General features: G+C 37.9%; 18 protein-coding genes and 1 pseudogene. 8 read left to right on the top strand and 11 right to left on the bottom strand.

Going from position 1 to position 15,507, the window contains the following annotated elements:
• Window positions 1–20: 20 nt before the first annotated feature.
• Both CEF19_RS15280 and CEF19_RS23550 read right to left on the bottom strand, forming a co-directional pair.
• Window positions 21–989: an aromatic acid exporter family protein gene (locus tag CEF19_RS15280; RefSeq protein WP_100406844.1), complete on the bottom strand. Its 969-nt coding sequence runs from the start codon at window positions 987–989 to the stop codon at window positions 21–23.
• 109 nt (window positions 990–1,098) lie between these two features.
• Window positions 1,099–1,242 carry a hypothetical protein gene (locus CEF19_RS23550; protein ID WP_198510296.1) on the bottom strand — a complete coding sequence of 48 codons (144 nt, stop codon included), beginning with the start codon at window positions 1,240–1,242 and terminating at the stop codon, window positions 1,099–1,101.
• Window positions 1,243–1,595: 353 nt separating this feature from the next.
• Between CEF19_RS23550 and CEF19_RS23205 the strand changes: the two genes are divergently transcribed.
• Complete coding sequence (locus CEF19_RS23205; RefSeq protein WP_157800970.1) at window positions 1,596–1,850, top strand: hypothetical protein; 255 nt, start codon at window positions 1,596–1,598, stop codon at window positions 1,848–1,850.
• On the opposite strand, the gene CEF19_RS15270 is transcribed toward CEF19_RS23205, so the two are convergent.
• The 3 genes from CEF19_RS15270 to CEF19_RS15260 all read right to left on the bottom strand — a co-directional run bounded on the left by CEF19_RS15270 (window position 1,843) and on the right by CEF19_RS15260 (window position 6,454).
• On the bottom strand, window positions 1,843–3,621 hold the full coding sequence (locus CEF19_RS15270) for a PAS domain S-box protein (protein ID WP_100406842.1): 1,779 nt from the start codon (window positions 3,619–3,621) through the stop codon (window positions 1,843–1,845). The two genes, CEF19_RS23205 and CEF19_RS15270, sit on opposite strands and share 8 nt — an antisense overlap.
• Before the next feature lie 184 nt (window positions 3,622–3,805).
• Window positions 3,806–4,534 carry a FixH family protein gene (locus CEF19_RS15265; protein WP_100406841.1) on the bottom strand — a complete coding sequence of 243 codons (729 nt, stop codon included), beginning with the start codon at window positions 4,532–4,534 and terminating at the stop codon, window positions 3,806–3,808.
• A 237-nt stretch (window positions 4,535–4,771) separates the two neighbouring features.
• Window positions 4,772–6,454 (bottom strand): BCCT family transporter, encoded by a 1,683-nt coding sequence (locus CEF19_RS15260; protein ID WP_100408330.1) that lies wholly within the window; start codon window positions 6,452–6,454, stop codon window positions 4,772–4,774.
• A gap of 165 nt (window positions 6,455–6,619) precedes the next feature.
• Here CEF19_RS15260 and CEF19_RS24285 point away from each other — a divergent pair.
• The 5 genes and pseudogenes from CEF19_RS24285 to CEF19_RS15235 all read left to right on the top strand — a co-directional run bounded on the left by CEF19_RS24285 (window position 6,620) and on the right by CEF19_RS15235 (window position 9,020).
• Window positions 6,620–6,773: pseudogene (locus CEF19_RS24285) on the top strand (YvrJ family protein).
• 157 nt (window positions 6,774–6,930) lie between these two features.
• Entirely contained in the window at window positions 6,931–7,461 is a 531-nt protein-coding gene (gene msrA, locus CEF19_RS15250; protein ID WP_100406840.1) for a peptide-methionine (S)-S-oxide reductase MsrA, read from the top strand.
• A gap of 1 nt (window position 7,462) precedes the next feature.
• Window positions 7,463–7,897, top strand: a complete 435-nt coding sequence (gene msrB, locus CEF19_RS15245; protein WP_100406839.1) for a peptide-methionine (R)-S-oxide reductase MsrB — start codon at window positions 7,463–7,465, stop codon at window positions 7,895–7,897.
• A 111-nt stretch (window positions 7,898–8,008) separates the two neighbouring features.
• Entirely contained in the window at window positions 8,009–8,350 is a 342-nt protein-coding gene (locus CEF19_RS15240) for a hypothetical protein (RefSeq protein ID WP_100406838.1), read from the top strand.
• 202 nt (window positions 8,351–8,552) lie between these two features.
• Complete coding sequence (locus tag CEF19_RS15235) at window positions 8,553–9,020, top strand: spore coat protein (RefSeq protein WP_100406837.1); 468 nt, start codon at window positions 8,553–8,555, stop codon at window positions 9,018–9,020.
• Window positions 9,021–9,123: 103 nt separating this feature from the next.
• Here the strand turns inward: CEF19_RS15235 and CEF19_RS15230 are convergent, their stop codons facing one another.
• Window positions 9,124–9,969, bottom strand: coding sequence for a manganese catalase (locus CEF19_RS15230; protein WP_100406836.1), 846 nt, complete (start codon window positions 9,967–9,969; stop codon window positions 9,124–9,126).
• A 182-nt stretch (window positions 9,970–10,151) separates the two neighbouring features.
• Here CEF19_RS15230 and CEF19_RS15225 point away from each other — a divergent pair, with 182 nt between their 5' ends.
• Entirely contained in the window at window positions 10,152–10,670 is a 519-nt protein-coding gene (locus CEF19_RS15225; protein ID WP_100406835.1) for a DUF3231 family protein, read from the top strand.
• Between the two features lie 41 nt (window positions 10,671–10,711).
• Here the strand turns inward: CEF19_RS15225 and CEF19_RS15220 are convergent, their stop codons facing one another.
• Genes CEF19_RS15220 through CEF19_RS15210 form a run of 3 tightly spaced genes read right to left on the bottom strand, consistent with a single transcriptional unit; the run spans window position 10,712 to window position 12,960 of the window.
• Entirely contained in the window at window positions 10,712–11,707 is a 996-nt protein-coding gene (locus CEF19_RS15220; protein ID WP_100406834.1) for a hypothetical protein, read from the bottom strand.
• The gene (locus CEF19_RS15215; RefSeq protein ID WP_100406833.1) at window positions 11,697–12,572 is read right to left on the bottom strand and encodes an ABC transporter ATP-binding protein; all 876 of its coding nucleotides are present in this window, start codon (window positions 12,570–12,572) and stop codon (window positions 11,697–11,699) included. Before CEF19_RS15215 ends, CEF19_RS15220 begins: the two co-directional genes overlap by 11 nt.
• Window positions 12,562–12,960: a GntR family transcriptional regulator gene (locus tag CEF19_RS15210; RefSeq protein ID WP_100406832.1), complete on the bottom strand. Its 399-nt coding sequence runs from the start codon at window positions 12,958–12,960 to the stop codon at window positions 12,562–12,564. Before CEF19_RS15210 ends, CEF19_RS15215 begins: the two co-directional genes overlap by 11 nt.
• A gap of 280 nt (window positions 12,961–13,240) precedes the next feature.
• On the opposite strand from CEF19_RS15210, the gene fumC reads away from it, so the two are divergent.
• Window positions 13,241–14,635, top strand: coding sequence for a class II fumarate hydratase (gene fumC, locus CEF19_RS15205; protein ID WP_100406831.1), 1,395 nt, complete (start codon window positions 13,241–13,243; stop codon window positions 14,633–14,635).
• Window positions 14,636–14,660: 25 nt separating this feature from the next.
• Here the strand turns inward: fumC and CEF19_RS15200 are convergent, their stop codons facing one another.
• Both CEF19_RS15200 and CEF19_RS15195 read right to left on the bottom strand, forming a co-directional pair.
• On the bottom strand, window positions 14,661–14,846 hold the full coding sequence (locus CEF19_RS15200) for a hypothetical protein (RefSeq protein WP_100406830.1): 186 nt from the start codon (window positions 14,844–14,846) through the stop codon (window positions 14,661–14,663).
• A gap of 107 nt (window positions 14,847–14,953) precedes the next feature.
• On the bottom strand, window positions 14,954–15,505 hold the full coding sequence (locus CEF19_RS15195; RefSeq protein WP_100406829.1) for a phosphatidylglycerophosphatase A family protein: 552 nt from the start codon (window positions 15,503–15,505) through the stop codon (window positions 14,954–14,956).
• Window positions 15,506–15,507: the final 2 nt, after the last annotated feature.

Genomic DNA, 15,507 nt, shown 5'->3' with positions numbered 1-15,507 from the left:
TCTTTTTCGTTAGGTTTCCCCTATACCATTCGTTTATCCACGTCATTCCAAAGCCGATCTTTAATAAATAAATACTGCTCAAGCTCGTGCATAATATAAAAGAGCGACGACCTTAATTCAAATTCTTCTCTCGTTTCTGGTAAAGGCATTTCTTGGAAGTCCCGTTTCATATCATTTAACCTGTCTAGAAAATAAGGAACATGGTTCGTTGGGCTAATTGATTTACTTAGTTCGTCTAAAAAATCAGCAATCGTAATCCCTTGAGGTACTGATCGATTAATTGAGGAAACAAAAGGCATTAGTCTTTCGATAATCTCAAATTGTTTTTCTCTCATTTTAAAATAATGATAATATTGATCCTCGTAACGAAGTATGTGATTATGAATATTTGTTAAAGCGATGTCCTTCCCTTGCTTTAGAAGGGCAAGGGTTTCTGGAATTTCTTTACCATCCCAAATACTTTCTCCGTGACGAATATACGTACTCATCTCATTGAAAATCGATTTAAAATGTTCTTCAATTTCACGCCTGAAATAGCGAAGTTTTTTCTCGTGGCTAGGCATATATAAATTCATCACTAGTGCCACCCCAACTCCAACACAAATTAGTAAAAGCTCATTCAATAAAATTGCTAAACTAACTTGCCCAATCACATAAATATGCAGTATTATAACGCAGCTTGTTACGATTCCTTCTGTCACTTTTAACTTTACAGACGTAGGGATAAACAATAACAATAATAAAGCAAGCGTTAATGGATTATACCCCAGTGCTTCAAAAAGAACGAAGCTAAATACCATGGCAACCAAACATGCAATAATTCTATGCCATGAAATCAGTAACGATTGACGCCGTGTAACTGAAATACATAAAATTGTTATAATTGCAGCTGCTGAGTAAAACTCCAGTTGCATGCCATGGGCGATGGCAATAGCAATCGCTGCACCTAGAGCTGTTTTTATGGTTCGATATCCGATTCTGAAATTCATATGACCCCTCATTCAATGTCTTTTCCTTCATCTTATCATACCCAGTAAATCAACATAAAAATAGAGCGGCTGCAAAGGCAACCACTCTTGTTAAGTATTAAAATCAAATTTATTCTACGATTGGTTCTTCTTCAGTTTCAAGGCCTGAATCTTCCTCTAGAGGTGCTGGGTCATCTGTCGCATCTCCACAAGCTGCTAATACACTAATTGATAATGCACCTGCTAATACAGTGTAAAGTAGTTTTTTACTCATTGGTAAACTCCTCCTTTTCAAAGTAGCTAGAATCTTCTGTTCTAACTTCTTTAATCATACTAAAGATGCACTCAATTCATAAGTATTTTCCCTTAGTTTACAAAATTTCACTTATTTTAAGAATATATTACATGTTTATTGAGTTCTATCCATTTTATCAAAAATTAAGTATACTGTTGTTAAAAGATAATAAAGGAAGAAAGCCTATGCAATATCGACGGTCAGATTCCTTTCGATATGAATTTCCCCAACCCCTTTCTGTAAGTTTTTATATTTTGGAAATTGATGGTAGGAAGGTGAAAAGTTCCCCAGGACAAATTACTCTTCTTAACATAAGTCCAGGGGGGCTCAAAATGGAGACCATGCTAGAATTCCCTGATCCTATGAAAAAGAAAATAATGATTAAAGTTATGCTTACCTTAAATGAAAACCATAGCGAACTTAGCGCAATGTTTGTATGGAAGAAGATACTACCTAGTGTGTATCAGTACGGACTAACATTTGAATTGTCCGATTTCGAGAAAGACAATCTTATCGCCTCCATTAAAGAATTCTCAAAAGAGCAACTGCAGAAAAATCAAGAAAAGGAAAGAAGCTTTCTCAGATGAGCAAAGCTTCTTTTCTTGGCTTACCCTCATATGAAGGTAAAATCACTTCCATTTTGGTACCCTTACCGAGTTGACTGTTAACTTTAATAAGGCCACAATGGTGCTCAAGTATTTTATAACAAACCATTAAACCAAGCCCCGTGCCTTTCTCTTTCGTCGAATAGAAAGGCTCTCCTAAGCGTTCAACACGCTCCTTCGTCATTCCACATCCATTATCTTCAACTTGGATAGAAATTTGATTGTCTGTGTATTTAAACAAGCGGATAATAACTACTCCATTTGGCCCGACAGCATCTAACGCATTCCGAATTAAATTAATAAAAACTTGTTTTAATTGTTTTTCTGATCCGAACGTTAGTGGAACATCCTCGAAGTCGAGCTTAACTCCCGCATTTTTCATAATCATTTGACGCTCAAGTAATGTCGTCACTTCAAAAATAAGCTCTTTAAGATTAACCTTCTCAAATTGAGATTGATGGTTTGGTTTAGCCAGGGCCAAGTATTCATAGATAATTGACTCCACATGTCCAAGTTCTTCCATAACTAAGGTCAAGTAACGACTATTGTATTCCTTATCACGTTCGAATAATTGTAAAAATCCTTTTATCGTTGTTAAAGGATTTCTAATTTCATGAGCAACTCCCGCTGCTAGCTGTGCTACAACTGCAAGTTTGTCAGATTTACGAATTAAATCATCCATCTTTTTTCGATCAGATAAATCGTTTAACATCGTACGGAAAGCAGGCTTCCCTCGAAAGAAAATCACGGTTGTTGTTGCTTCTACTTCCTTTACTTGTCCATCCATGCAATGCAGGGTAAGAATGGAGGAGAGCACTTTACTCTTTTCAGCTAGTAATAGCTTGATGTTTTCTAATAAACATCTTACATCCTGTTCCAAAAAAAGCTCCATTAAAGGTTTTCCGAACAATTCATGTAGTTTGTCCGTCTGGAACAATTTCCCACCTGCAGGATTGATGTAAATGAGATTTTTTTCATCGTGGACAGAAATAGTTTCCGGTGTATGTTCAACTAGACTTTTGTATCTTAATTCACTATCCCTAAGATCCTGCTCCATTTGTTTTCGGTTGGTAATGTTTATAAAATACAGGGTAACCTGATCATCAGAACGATAAGCTCTCACATCAAACCAGGTTTGTTGCTTTTCTTTAAAGAACTCAACTTCTACATAATCTTCTCCTACAAGAAGTGGATAGATTTTCTTTAAAAACTCATGCTTATCTTCTTGTATAAATGACCAAAAATCAAGATCCTTTAATTCTTTCCCAGATAACTCGAAAATCGACTGAGCTTCATCATTTACATATAGGAATTGTCCATTTAACGAAACTGTAACAATGGCGTCTTTTATTCCATCAAGTATTTTCTTTGGGAGTCTAACTTCATCTCTTCCATGGACACTAACAACAAGTGGAGAGTCCGGCAACTCAACCGGAAGGCAAATTCGGTCTAATTGTACAAGAAAAAGCGAATCGGGTATAAGCAAATCCTCTATCGTAAAAATAAACGATTGCAAATAACCCTCTCCATGGAGAATCATCTTCTCAAATTGCTGCCCTTGTGCTCCTTCATTTAAAAGGCACTCATCTTCTTGTATAATCAGAGACTGTAATTTTATTGATAGAAGATGTTCCTGATTATAGCCAACCGACTGACAAAAGGATGAATTAACAAGTTGAAACTCCCCTTGACGATTAACAAACGCTTGTCCAACAAGCGAAGCTTCGAAACTCTTTTTATAAAATGAGTCCATCTTTTTCTCCTCTAATAATGTGCTTATCCTTTTAATTCCCTAGTTTTTTCTAGAATCCTTCAAATTCTTCTATAAAACTTCACCAATTTCTTTATTTAGCAAATTCTGACCTTTTTTAAGAAGTGATCAGTTTATTAATAGGAAAAGAGGTTCTCCCCCATCCCGGGAAGAACCTCTTTTGACTCTAAAACGTTATCTCTGTTTCAATATGATCATGAATCATTTCTTGTTCGATATGAATAACAACTTGAAAAATCCCTTGTAAGTTTGCTATCTCTGCTACTTCATACACTCCGGCTTCCGTTTCAATGGCATCAAGCCAGATGGTATGTTCGTCTCCATTCTTTATTAATTCAAGAGTTACCTTACCTTTAGTAAACAAAACATTTTCTCTTTCAATAACAACTCGTAAATTTTCATTTTCTATTTTTGTCGTAACCTCAAAGTTGCTATGGTGACCTATATGAGTGTGATTACTTTCCTTTTCATGGTTCATCTCTTGTTCAACACCGTCTGCACCAATGTTAATTTCCGTAGCAGGCATCCTGTGCATATCTCTAGCTGTCACATGAACCTTGATGTGGTGTTTTCCTTCTTTTTCAAAGATATGGGTAAGTTTGTACAAATGCCCCTCCTGTTCGGAAGGCTCGATCATCATTCCTTTGTCTTGTCTGCCTTCTTCCCAAATCTCAAATATGACTTCACTTGCATCTTCAATAAGGTCTTCTCCTTGAGACACAGCACTAGATATGATAATTTCTTCCCCGACCTTCGCTTCTTCCGGTACATTTAAAACAACTTCAATTGGCAAAACTACATTGGGATTTTTTTCTCCAGTATTTTCTAATCCCTGCCCGCATCCGGAAATAACCAACAAACAGACTAAAAGGATATAATTGTAGGTTTTTTTCATATATGACACCTCTTCACTTTTCTCATTTTAAGCTTATCATAAGCATAAAAGAGTACACTACGTTTTTTCTGTGACAGCTTTGTGGATAAATACTATCCGTGGAACTACTGTCAGATTTTAAATCCTCTTTCAAGCGGTCTTCTTATAAGGCTCTTCTATGAATCATGCAACTCTTTCCATTTTAAAAGGTTGCGCCATTAGATAACTTTGACCTGTTGGCACAACCTCGAATGACTATCAGTCCTTCTTCTTATTATTTACAAGTTCATCTATTTCATTTTGGACTGTGGTTTCCATTTCTTCTTTTACTTGTTCATAAACTTCTTCATATACTTCTTCTTTTAAATCGTCATAAAGTGCGCTTCTTATTTCTTTCTTTATTCGTTCCGTTTGTTTTGTCCGCTTCTTCACTCTTTCAAGTTGATAATCTTTTCCTATCATAACTAACATTGAAAAAATCATTAAAATCATAATAACTGCAAAAGGTAACGCCGCTATGATTGAGGCGGTTTGTAATGCCCCCAACCCACCATCACCGCTTAAGAGAAGAACACTCGCTGTTCCCGCGATTAAGAACCCCCAAAGCAGCTTAACTGACATTTTTGGATTCAAGCTCCCACCTGAAGTCATTGCCCCAAGTACATAGGATGCAGAATCGGCAGATGTAATGAAGAAAATTAAAATAAGGAGTACTGCTAATCCGTTTGTAATCATACTTAACGGTAATTCACCTAGCATTGCAAATAAGGCCAATTCAACGTTTTCCATCACCAAGTCTGCAATGGGTGCAGTTCCAGCAATCTCAAGGTTTAGTGCTGTTCCTCCAAATGTCGTAAACCATATCACTGCCAGGATCGAAGGCACCACTAATACACCTGCCATAAATTCTCTAATTGTCCTTCCTCGGGAAATTCTCGCAATAAACAACCCCATAAACGGAGCCCAAGCGATATGCCATGCCCAAAAGAATATGGTATTCGTTCCTAACCATGCACTATCTGTAAAAGGAGTCATAGTTAAACTCATTGACACAACATTCGTAATGTAACCGCCTAGGGTTGTGACAAAACTTTCGGCAATAAATAAAGTTGGTCCGACAATAATTACAAAAATAAGCAAAAGACCAGCAACCACCAGATTAATATTGCTAAGTATCTTTATTCCTTTATCTACCCCTTTTGCTGCAGAAACCATAAATAGGAATGTAACAATGACAATTATAATAATTTGCGTCCAAACTGAATTTGGAATTGGAGAAATATAAGAAAGTCCTCCTGTAATTTGTAATGCGCTCAGCCCGAAGGTCGTCGCCACCCCAATACATGTAGCAATGACAGCTAGAATGTCAATCGATTTACCAGCCCATCCTTGAACGCGTTCTCCAATAATTGGGTAGAAAGCAGAACTAATTAGTGCAGGCCTGTTTTTACGAAATTGTACGTAAGCTAACGTTAAGCCAACTACCGAAAAAATTGCCCATGGATGAAGGGCCCAATGGTAAACAGCATAGCGTAATCCAGCATTGGCTGCTTCAGGTGTTCCAGGGGTATAGCCCATTGGCGTATCTATATAATATAAAACCGGCTCAGCGACTCCCCAAAATACAAAGCCAACACCGATTCCAGCCGCAAAGAGCATGCCAATCCAAGAGTACCATGTGAACTCAGGACGTTCGTCTGGTTTTCCTAACCTCATTTTCCCATAAGGACTTATTGCTAGGACGATGACAAATAACACAAAAAGAGCAGTTGAAAGCATATAAAACCAACCGAAATTTGCGATCATCCAATTAAGACCATAACCAGAGGCCACGTCTAAAGAACTTGGAGATATAGCCCCCCACATCACAAAGAGAGCCACAAGAATTGTAGATACAATGAGGACAATTCCTGGCCTCTGTAATTGCTTTGCACGTTTCATATAAAGAACACCCTTTCTACTTCTACCTTCACTAATCATTAGGATTTCCCTTGTTCCCCCTGTCTAAAACCTCTTCTTACTTTTTTCCGAAAAGACTTAGTACCTCTCCTCCCCAGTGAAGCTTTCAAGGCTATATAGAGAGAAGATGACGGGTATTGATGTTGGATACCACTTCTTAGTGAATACGGTTTTCCTGGCGTGGTGACTCTTTATTTACTCCATCGCCTGGAACGAAGGCTAGATATTCATTGAAACCTTGGAACAGTTGCCAGAAACGTTATCCTACCAAACGTTCTCAAAGAAAACAAATTACTTCTAGTGAAAAATTGGAAGTCCCATAAGGCAATTTTTTTAACCATTATGGGACTTTCTTCTTTACTAATTTCACAAATTCAAATCGTATTCAATGAGGGGTTTAAGTACACCATGTTATAATAGCCGTATCTTTAACTAACCGTTACCGGGAGGGATGAATTATGTCTAAACTTGATAAGGCTACTTTTGCAGGCGGCTGTTTTTGGTGTATGGTCAAACCATTTGACCAATATGAGGGAATAGAGAGTGTCACTTCTGGCTACACAGGAGGACATCTGGAAAATCCAACATATCAAGACGTTTGTTCTGAAAAAACTGGTCATTATGAAGCTGTTCAAATTATCTTTGACCCTTCAATATTTTCGTATGAAAAGATACTAGACATCTTCTGGAGACAAATTGACCCGACTGATGCAGGGGGACAATTTTTTGATAGAGGGGATTCTTACAGAACAGCGATTTTCTATCATTCAAACGAACAAAAGAACCTTGCTGAACTCTCTAAGCAGCATTTACAAGAAAAAGCTCAATTTGCTAAACCAATCGCCACGATGATTTTACCAGCAGAAACCTTCTACCCAGCTGAGGACTATCATCAAGATTATTATAAGAAAAACCCACACCGTTACTCGATGTACCGAAAGGGATCTGGAAGAGACACGTTTATTAAGAATCACTGGGGGGACGAATAACATGAAGAACGATTCAAAAGAAGAGCTCCGCAAAAGATTAACTAAAGTCCAATATGAAGTCACTCAAAACAATGGTACAGAACCTCCTTTCCAAAATGAATACTATGAACTTGATGAAGAGGGGATTTATGTCGATATCATATCGGGTAAACCATTATTCAGTTCTAATGATAAATTTGATGCGGGGTGTGGATGGCCAAGCTTCACCCGCCCAATTGTCGAAGAGAGTATTCTCGAGAAGGAAGACTCTAGCCACTTTATGGTTCGCACAGAGGTTCGTAGTAAAGACTCTGACTCACATCTAGGTCACGTCTTTAATGATGGACCTGACCCAACTGGATTAAGATATTGTATTAATTCTGCTGCCTTACGATTTATTCCGAAAGAGAATTTATTAAAAGAAGGCTACGAAGCCTACTTAAAACTTTTCAAATAAGTCCAATTTTTTATGAAAATTCGGCTTTTCGCCTACACCTGTTCCCTCTCGTACACATAGTCTATTAATGCGACAATTTCTAGTTTAAGTACGGAAAGGAATGGGAAAGTAATGGAAAATCATGAAAAGCAATTAATTGAATTAGTTGTTGGTAAAGTTCTTGATAAACATGACGTAAAACCGTCGAAACACCTTAGTAAAGTAGAAAAGGCAAAAATTAAAGATGTCGTGGGAAATATCCAAACTGAAGTTGAACGTTTTTTAGAAAATCAACAAAAGATAATCAGTGAAAAGGATTTTCCTAAAGAAAAAGATAAGACAGTCGCGTCACCACAGAAACAGATTTCAAACGAATCAAGTTCTAGTCGACCCACTTCACCAAGATCTCGAAAAACCTTCAGTGACAAAAATGACATTAGTGGCGTCAAAACTTTTGTAAATAGAAGAAAATAGCATGGTCATCGCAAAACTCCATAATAAAGAAATGGTGTCCAAAGGGTCTTACTCTCCCTTTTGGACACCTTCTTTTTTTCCAAGCTTTCCTAGGCCGTTGTCTCGACTTAATAAATATATGCGTTTCCCCTGTGTCATTTGTCCATTCCAAATCACCTATGCTTACATAGGTTGAAGTATAACCCGAAAGGAGGAATTGAATATGAATCAAGAAGTATTTTATTCAAATGAAAATAGTGAAAATAAGAAATGGTCAGCGTTAGATTCAGAACGCCATCCTTTATGTAAAAATGGAGATGGAGACGTCAAGCAAAATGCAGACCAGGTCAGCAAAACTCTTCAGTTATCTGAAGAATATATTATTGTAAAAGACTCTTGCGATGTTACTGTTACAACAACGGATACAAAGGCTGCTATTAACCTTCAAGCTTCATTGCAAGCGGCGATTGCTCTTGTCATCAGTATCTCAATCGCTTCTAGTGATCAAGCTGAGCAAATCACTCAGGAGCTTCTTCAAAGCTCAAAGGTGAAGCAAGTTTCTTACCAAAAAACTTTCATTGAAAACTCTCGCAATGTTGATGTAGTAACGACGGATACTCAAATCGGAGTAAACATTCAAATCTTACTTCAAATCTTACTTGCGTTACTGGTTGAACTTGATATTCTTTAAACCGAAGATTGCGGCTGCTTTTTTTTGAGCAGTCCTTACATAAGTACTGATATATATATTTATTAACACAAAAGCCGAGACTTTCCGTTTGGTCTCATCAATACTAAAGCATTGGTGGGTGATGCGGTGATTGCGGTAACACCGTATCATGTATATAAAGTGGTGCAGGCTTCAAGCGAGGCTTCTTTCCGAAGGCTTGAGGCTGCGCTACATAAACAAATTCGCCAAGTCCGTCCATGCTTCTTCCATCTGCCCAACGACCAGACTTACTTGCCTTGCCACCAGAAAAATCAAAGTAAGTATAAGCCACCTCTTGTTTTTCTAACTCACGTGGGAATGTACTTGGTACAACAATATTTTCTTGTTCCTCTAATTCACAAATAGCCGCATACCATTGATTTTGATGCATCGTATCTCGAGCAATCAGAAAGGAGAGCATGTCTTTAACTCCAGGATCAGTTGTCATCTCATAAAGTCTGACGGCCTGCAGTCGACCATGTGATTCATACGTTAAATTCATTCTAAAATCAGCTAGAAGATTACCACTTGCATTAATGTAAGACGCTGTCCAAGGATTACCAACACTATCTACTGGCATAGATCCAAGTCCTGAAACAATAATATGCTGTGGATTCATTCCACCTAAAATGGCACCGATAACAGGATCCTTTGCAGCTAATTCTTGATCTCCGATTGGTGCATTTTCTAATAAACGAGCAATCATCGTTGCAAGCATCTCAACATGGGCCAATTCTTCGGTACCAGTGGCCATTAATAAATCACGGTATTTTTCATCACCACGTACATTCCAACCTTGAAATAAATATTGTAATGCAACTGAAATTTCTCCAAATTGACCCCCGAGGATTTCTTGTAATTTTTTGGCATAAACGGGATCTGGACATTCAGGCTTAGCATGATATTGTAGCTGGTTAATATGATAAAACATTAATATTCCTCCCCTAATAATACTGACCCTTTAGCTTATTCGACGACAGGTTAATTCTATGCCATAAATTTCAATAAAATTGGCACATTTTCCTATGAAAGACTTAAAGTTATTTGGAAGAGACTAGTTAATGGTCGTTAAGGAGTTTGTCGACTACAATGAATTCAATTAGGGGGATGAGTATGGGGATTTTAAGCGGAGACCAAAAAGAACAACCCATGCATTATGGCGAAGTGTTTTCTGCATGGACCTTTCTTGCAGGTGCAAATGGGATGATTGCTGGATATCAAACCTTTATCAATCATGCGGGTGATGTAGATTTAGACAAATTACTACGAAACTGTATTGACCAGTTACGTACTGAAGTAGAGTCTCTTGAAAAGTTGCTGATGGAACACGGAGTCGCTCTACCTCCAGCACCACCCGAACGCCCAAGCGCACAAGTAGAATCGATTCCAGCAGGGGCTCGTTTTACTGACCCAGAAATTGCGGCCGCACTAAGTCGAGATTTAATGCAGGGACTAATGGCATGTTCACAAGCGATAGGCCAATGTACACGTGAAGACATAGCTCAAATGTATGGTCAGTTCCATACCCAAAAAGCCAGAATTGCCGCTTCAACTCTTCGTTTAAATAAAGACAAAGGTTGGTTACTCGTGCCTCCTTTGCATCACGGAACACCTGAACCTGCCCTTACCTAATGAATTCAAGAAGCCAGAGAATCAACTTCTCTGGCTTCTTTCTATTTCCCTTTTACAGTAATATTCATTGTGAACAAACGCTTCGTGAGTAAATAACTTAGAAAAATAAAAATGCCTGCCCCTATCCAATAACATAATATTTGTGCCCCATTACCTAATGAATATGGAACAAGACTTGAGAAAAGCATTCCACCAAGCATCGCAAAACAAATAATAATCCCTACTCTAAAAATAGGTTGAAGTTCCTTAAAAATTAAAAACTCCCCATTATGTTCATTATGGTTCTTTTCATACAACCACTGGCTTAATATAACAAAAAATACAATCGCGATAGCTGGGATCCACAATGAAAGATTACTTCCGCCTCCAGGTGGTGACAGAGCGTACATCGGCCACACAAATTGTTGAAGAAACTCTGGATAGCGTGGATACATACTAAAGTGCAAGTCAATAAATTGACTTATTAACACCATCGAACCTAAAGGAAAGACAGTGAAAATAAACGTTAAGGCAATTTGAGAAACCATTTCCCCGGTAATTGTGCCAATGAATAAAGCAAAGGTGTACATCGCAACATAGCCAAGCCAAGGAGCCAGAATTAATGAAAGAAAATTATAAGGTTCAAGGTACACAGCAAATTCAGAGGTAATGATTAAAAAGTACGCAAGCAAAAAAGAGAAGAACATAACTGCTGTAATCAACGATGTTCCAAGTCCCCATTTCACTAAAAATATTGTTCGCCTTTTAAACGGTAAGGCAAACGAAAAATCATGTCTTCTTGTATTCCGTTCGAGCCCGATAAACTGAACGGCCAGTAAAACAATAAAAACAATGATAAGCATTGTGGGCACACCAGGCCCGAAAATATTGGGTACTTGATGTTCAGGCATAAACCAATTTTCATTTCGAGTTTCTCGCAAATCCTGTAGTCCTAATACAGCGCGCATCGGATATTGAAAGATAAATAAAAGAGTAATTAACATTAATACCACTTTGCCTTGTTTCCATTCTTTTCGAACTAAAGCTTTAATCTGCAAATTCATCACCTCCAAGTTTGGTTACAAATAAATCTTCCAAGGTAATCGGTAACTCTTCATAAAACAATGGGTTTGCTTCAAGCAACGTTTTCATTGCTACATCTAAATCTCCTTCAAACACTAGAATAAATACCTTTCCCGTTTGTTGAAGAATCGAGCAACTTGCTTTTAGTTCCACTGGCAATCCATTCGGGAATACAGCCTGAACCTTTTTATAAGATGTTTTTAAAGCGTCTAATGAATTTGAAGATTCCATCTTCCCGTTTTTAATCATAACAATTGAATCAGCCATAAATTCCAGTTCATCAAGACGATGAGAAGAAATAATTACTGCCACTTCATAATCAGCAACTGCCTCAACAATAAATTGTAAAATACGCTTTTTCACAATAACATCAAGACCATCAGTTGGTTCATCAAGAAGAACATATTTGGCTTTTGTTGAAAAAGCAAGGATTAAAGCAAAGAGTGCTTTCATTCCTTTAGAAAACGAATCAATCTTTCCCCGTTGAGGCAAATTAAATCGTTCAATGAGCTGATAAAAAAGAGCTTCATCAAAATGACGATAAATATCCCGATACAATTGTACAATCTCTTTCACGGAGTAGGATTTCAACGCTTCTGACGTATCTGGAACGAAGACAATATCTTTTTTTAGTTCAGGGTTTGCATATATGCTTTTTCCTTCTAGCTTTACATCACCCGATGAAGGAGATAAGATTCCGACCATTAATCTTAGCAACGTGGTTTTTCCAGAACCATTTCTCCCGATTAATCCAGTCACTTTCCCAGGTTCAATGGTAAAATCAATATTTTCAATAATTGGTTTTCGATGAATGGTTTTGCATAATTGTTCAATCTTCATCGCTTTTCTTCCCCTCCAGTGCTTGAAACTCTTTGTTTACCCAATTTACGAACTTCTCTTTTGAGACGTCGGCATAGTTCGCCTCAATAACTAGCTTTTGGATTTGTTTTTTTACGGCCTCACGCTTTCTTGGGTCAGACATCCGCTTAGAGGCATCTGCAACGAAGGTTCCCTTTCCTCTTAAGGTGATGATGACGCCTTGTCTTTCTAATTCCTTGTATGCCTTACTAACGGTATTTGGGTTAAGGACAATTTGTGATGAAAGATCTCGTACAGATGGCAATTTCTCGCCTTCTTCAATTATCCCTTTTGCGACAAGTTCTTTCACTTGCTCAACAACCTGCTCATAAAGTGGTACCTGACTCGCTGTTTGGATTGTTATAAACACAAATTCACCACCTAATCATTCTTTGTGTACCATTAACACTAGTACACTTGGTACAATATGATTCTAATTCACTTTTAATCAAAATGTCAAATGTTTTTAGCCAAGAAAAACACATGCATGCACGTGTTTTGTCGTTAGAAATCGTATAGTAGCCCCTCTTACTAGAAAACTGCTTAAAAGACGGGCGATGCAGTTGATCAGGTTTTGGTTTCTATGTATGTTTTAGGGATGAGAAAAACGTGTATTAATCATACTAGTACCTATAGAAAGGGTGATATCTATGACGTTTCGAATTGAGAAGGATACGATTGGGGAAATTAACGTACCCAGTGATAAATATTGGGCTGCACAAACTCAACGAAGTTTAGAAAATTTTCGAATTGGCGATGAGAAAATACCAGCAGGAGTTATTACTGCCTTTGCTTATTTAAAAAAAGCAGCAGCGCGTGTAAATGGTTCTATGGCCAAATTAGACAAACGAAAAGTGGAGGCAATTTCGTTTGCTGCTGACCGTGTCATCAATGAAAATTTACACGAGCATTTTCCACTCGTCGTTTGGCAAACAGGAAGTGGTACACAATCTAATATGAATGTAAACGAGGTTCTTTCTTATTTGGCTAATCAATGGTTGGATGAGCATGGACATCTAGAGATTCGTGTTCACCCTAATGATGATGTGAATCGTTCGCAAAGTTCAAATGATACATTTCCAACAGCGATGCATATAGCGGTTTTGCTCGATGCAGAGAAAAAGCTAATACCAGCTCTTTCACAGTTCGCAGAAACCCTTGGGCAAAAAGAAAAGCAGTATGCAGAAGTCATAAAAATGGGGAGAACTCATCTTCAAGATGCTACTCCGTTAACTTTTGGTCAGGAAATTAGTGGGTGGTATTACATGGTTCATACGTGTAAAAGAATGATAGAAGAAAGTATGAATCATGTGCGTGAATTAGCTATTGGAGGCACAGCAGTCGGCACTGGTTTAAATACTCCGCAAGGATTTGGAGAGAGAGTTGCAGAAGAACTGACATTGTTGACGGGAATCAATATGATTAGCTCACAAAATTATTTTCATGCTTTGACTAGCCATGACCAGCTTGTCTATTTTCATAGCTCGTTAAAGGCTCTTGCTACTGATTTATTTAAAATAGCCAATGATATCCGGCTTTTAGCAAGTGGTCCACGCTCAGGTATTGGTGAGGCCCTAATCCCAGCTAATGAACCTGGTAGTTCGATCATGCCTGGAAAGGTAAATCCGACACAAAGTGAGGCTTTAACAATGGTGTGCTCTCAAGTGTTTGGGAATGATGCAACGATTGGCTTTGCAGCTAGTCAAGGTCATTTTCAGCTTAACGTGTTTAAACCCGTTATTATATACAATGTCCTTCAGTCTTTACGCTTACTTACGGATGGGCTAAATAGTTTTCATGATAAATGCTTACTCGGATTAGTACCGAATGAAGAGAAAATGACAAAACATGTAAACGAGTCATTAATGCTTGTCACAGCACTTAATCCTCATATTGGCTATGAGAAGGCTGCGCAGATCGCTAAAAAAGCTTATTCAGAAAATCTAACATTAAAGGAATCTGCCCTCAAATTGGGATTTCTAACAGCAGACCAATTCGACGATCTCATCAATCCCGCTGACATGATACACCCATACAAACAATAACAGCTAGCCCTATCAATGCTAACTGTTATATCTGTTCATCGTACGTATAGCGAACAATGTATTTATCTGTCCGTAATTTTTTTATTTCAACTAATGGTCCATTTTCATATCCGGCTTGCCAATTGTCCTCAAGCTTGGCTTTGATGCACCCTGCCTGAAATTTTGAGCGAAATGTTTTTCTATAATAAATCCAACGTGGTAATGATTTCATCGCTTCAAAGACCTAGACCTTTCTCAGATTTTATTCCATTGTAAGCTATCGCTAATCAAAAGTAAAAGTGCCAAAGCATGTTTCGCTTTGGCACACCTTTTAATCCTTTATCCTATCAATTCTTCATCTTCTCGTTTTCTAATATCTTCAATACGACGGTTTTCTTCACGATCTCGCATCCGGTGGGCAAGTCTTGCAGCGGAACTTGCAGCAATGCTTGCAACCAAATCATCTAAAAAAGTATGCACTTCTGACTTTTTGCGATCAAGCTCTTTGATAATCCCTACTTTTTGTTTATCTAAATACCCGAAGGTTGTTACAGCAATGCTTCCAAAACCAAATACAGAACCAAGCGCTACCGTTTCATCGACACCGAATAAGCCTTCATCTGAATCGATAAGAGATTGAAGTGGTTGTGATAATTGGTTCTTTTCAGCAAGAACGTCTAATTCAATTCCTACTAAAACAGCATGTTGAATTTCTCGCTTACATAATACAGCATTAGTACTCTCAAGACACTCATTCATTGTTACACTAGGATGATATGGGCGCTGCAGGTCAAACACAATTTTTGCAATGTCTTCAATTGTAACTCCCCGCTCCTCTAGCTTTTTGCGAGCAGCTTGTTCTACTATTTCACATGGCACTGGTTTTTTCATTT

Origin of the sequence: Bacillus solitudinis, assembly GCF_002797395.1 — a bacterium.
GTDB lineage: Bacteria > Bacillota > Bacilli > Bacillales > Bacillaceae_D > Halalkalibacter_A > Halalkalibacter_A solitudinis.
Note: the sequence above shows the minus strand (reverse complement) of the source record. Positions and strands in the feature narration are given on the sequence as shown.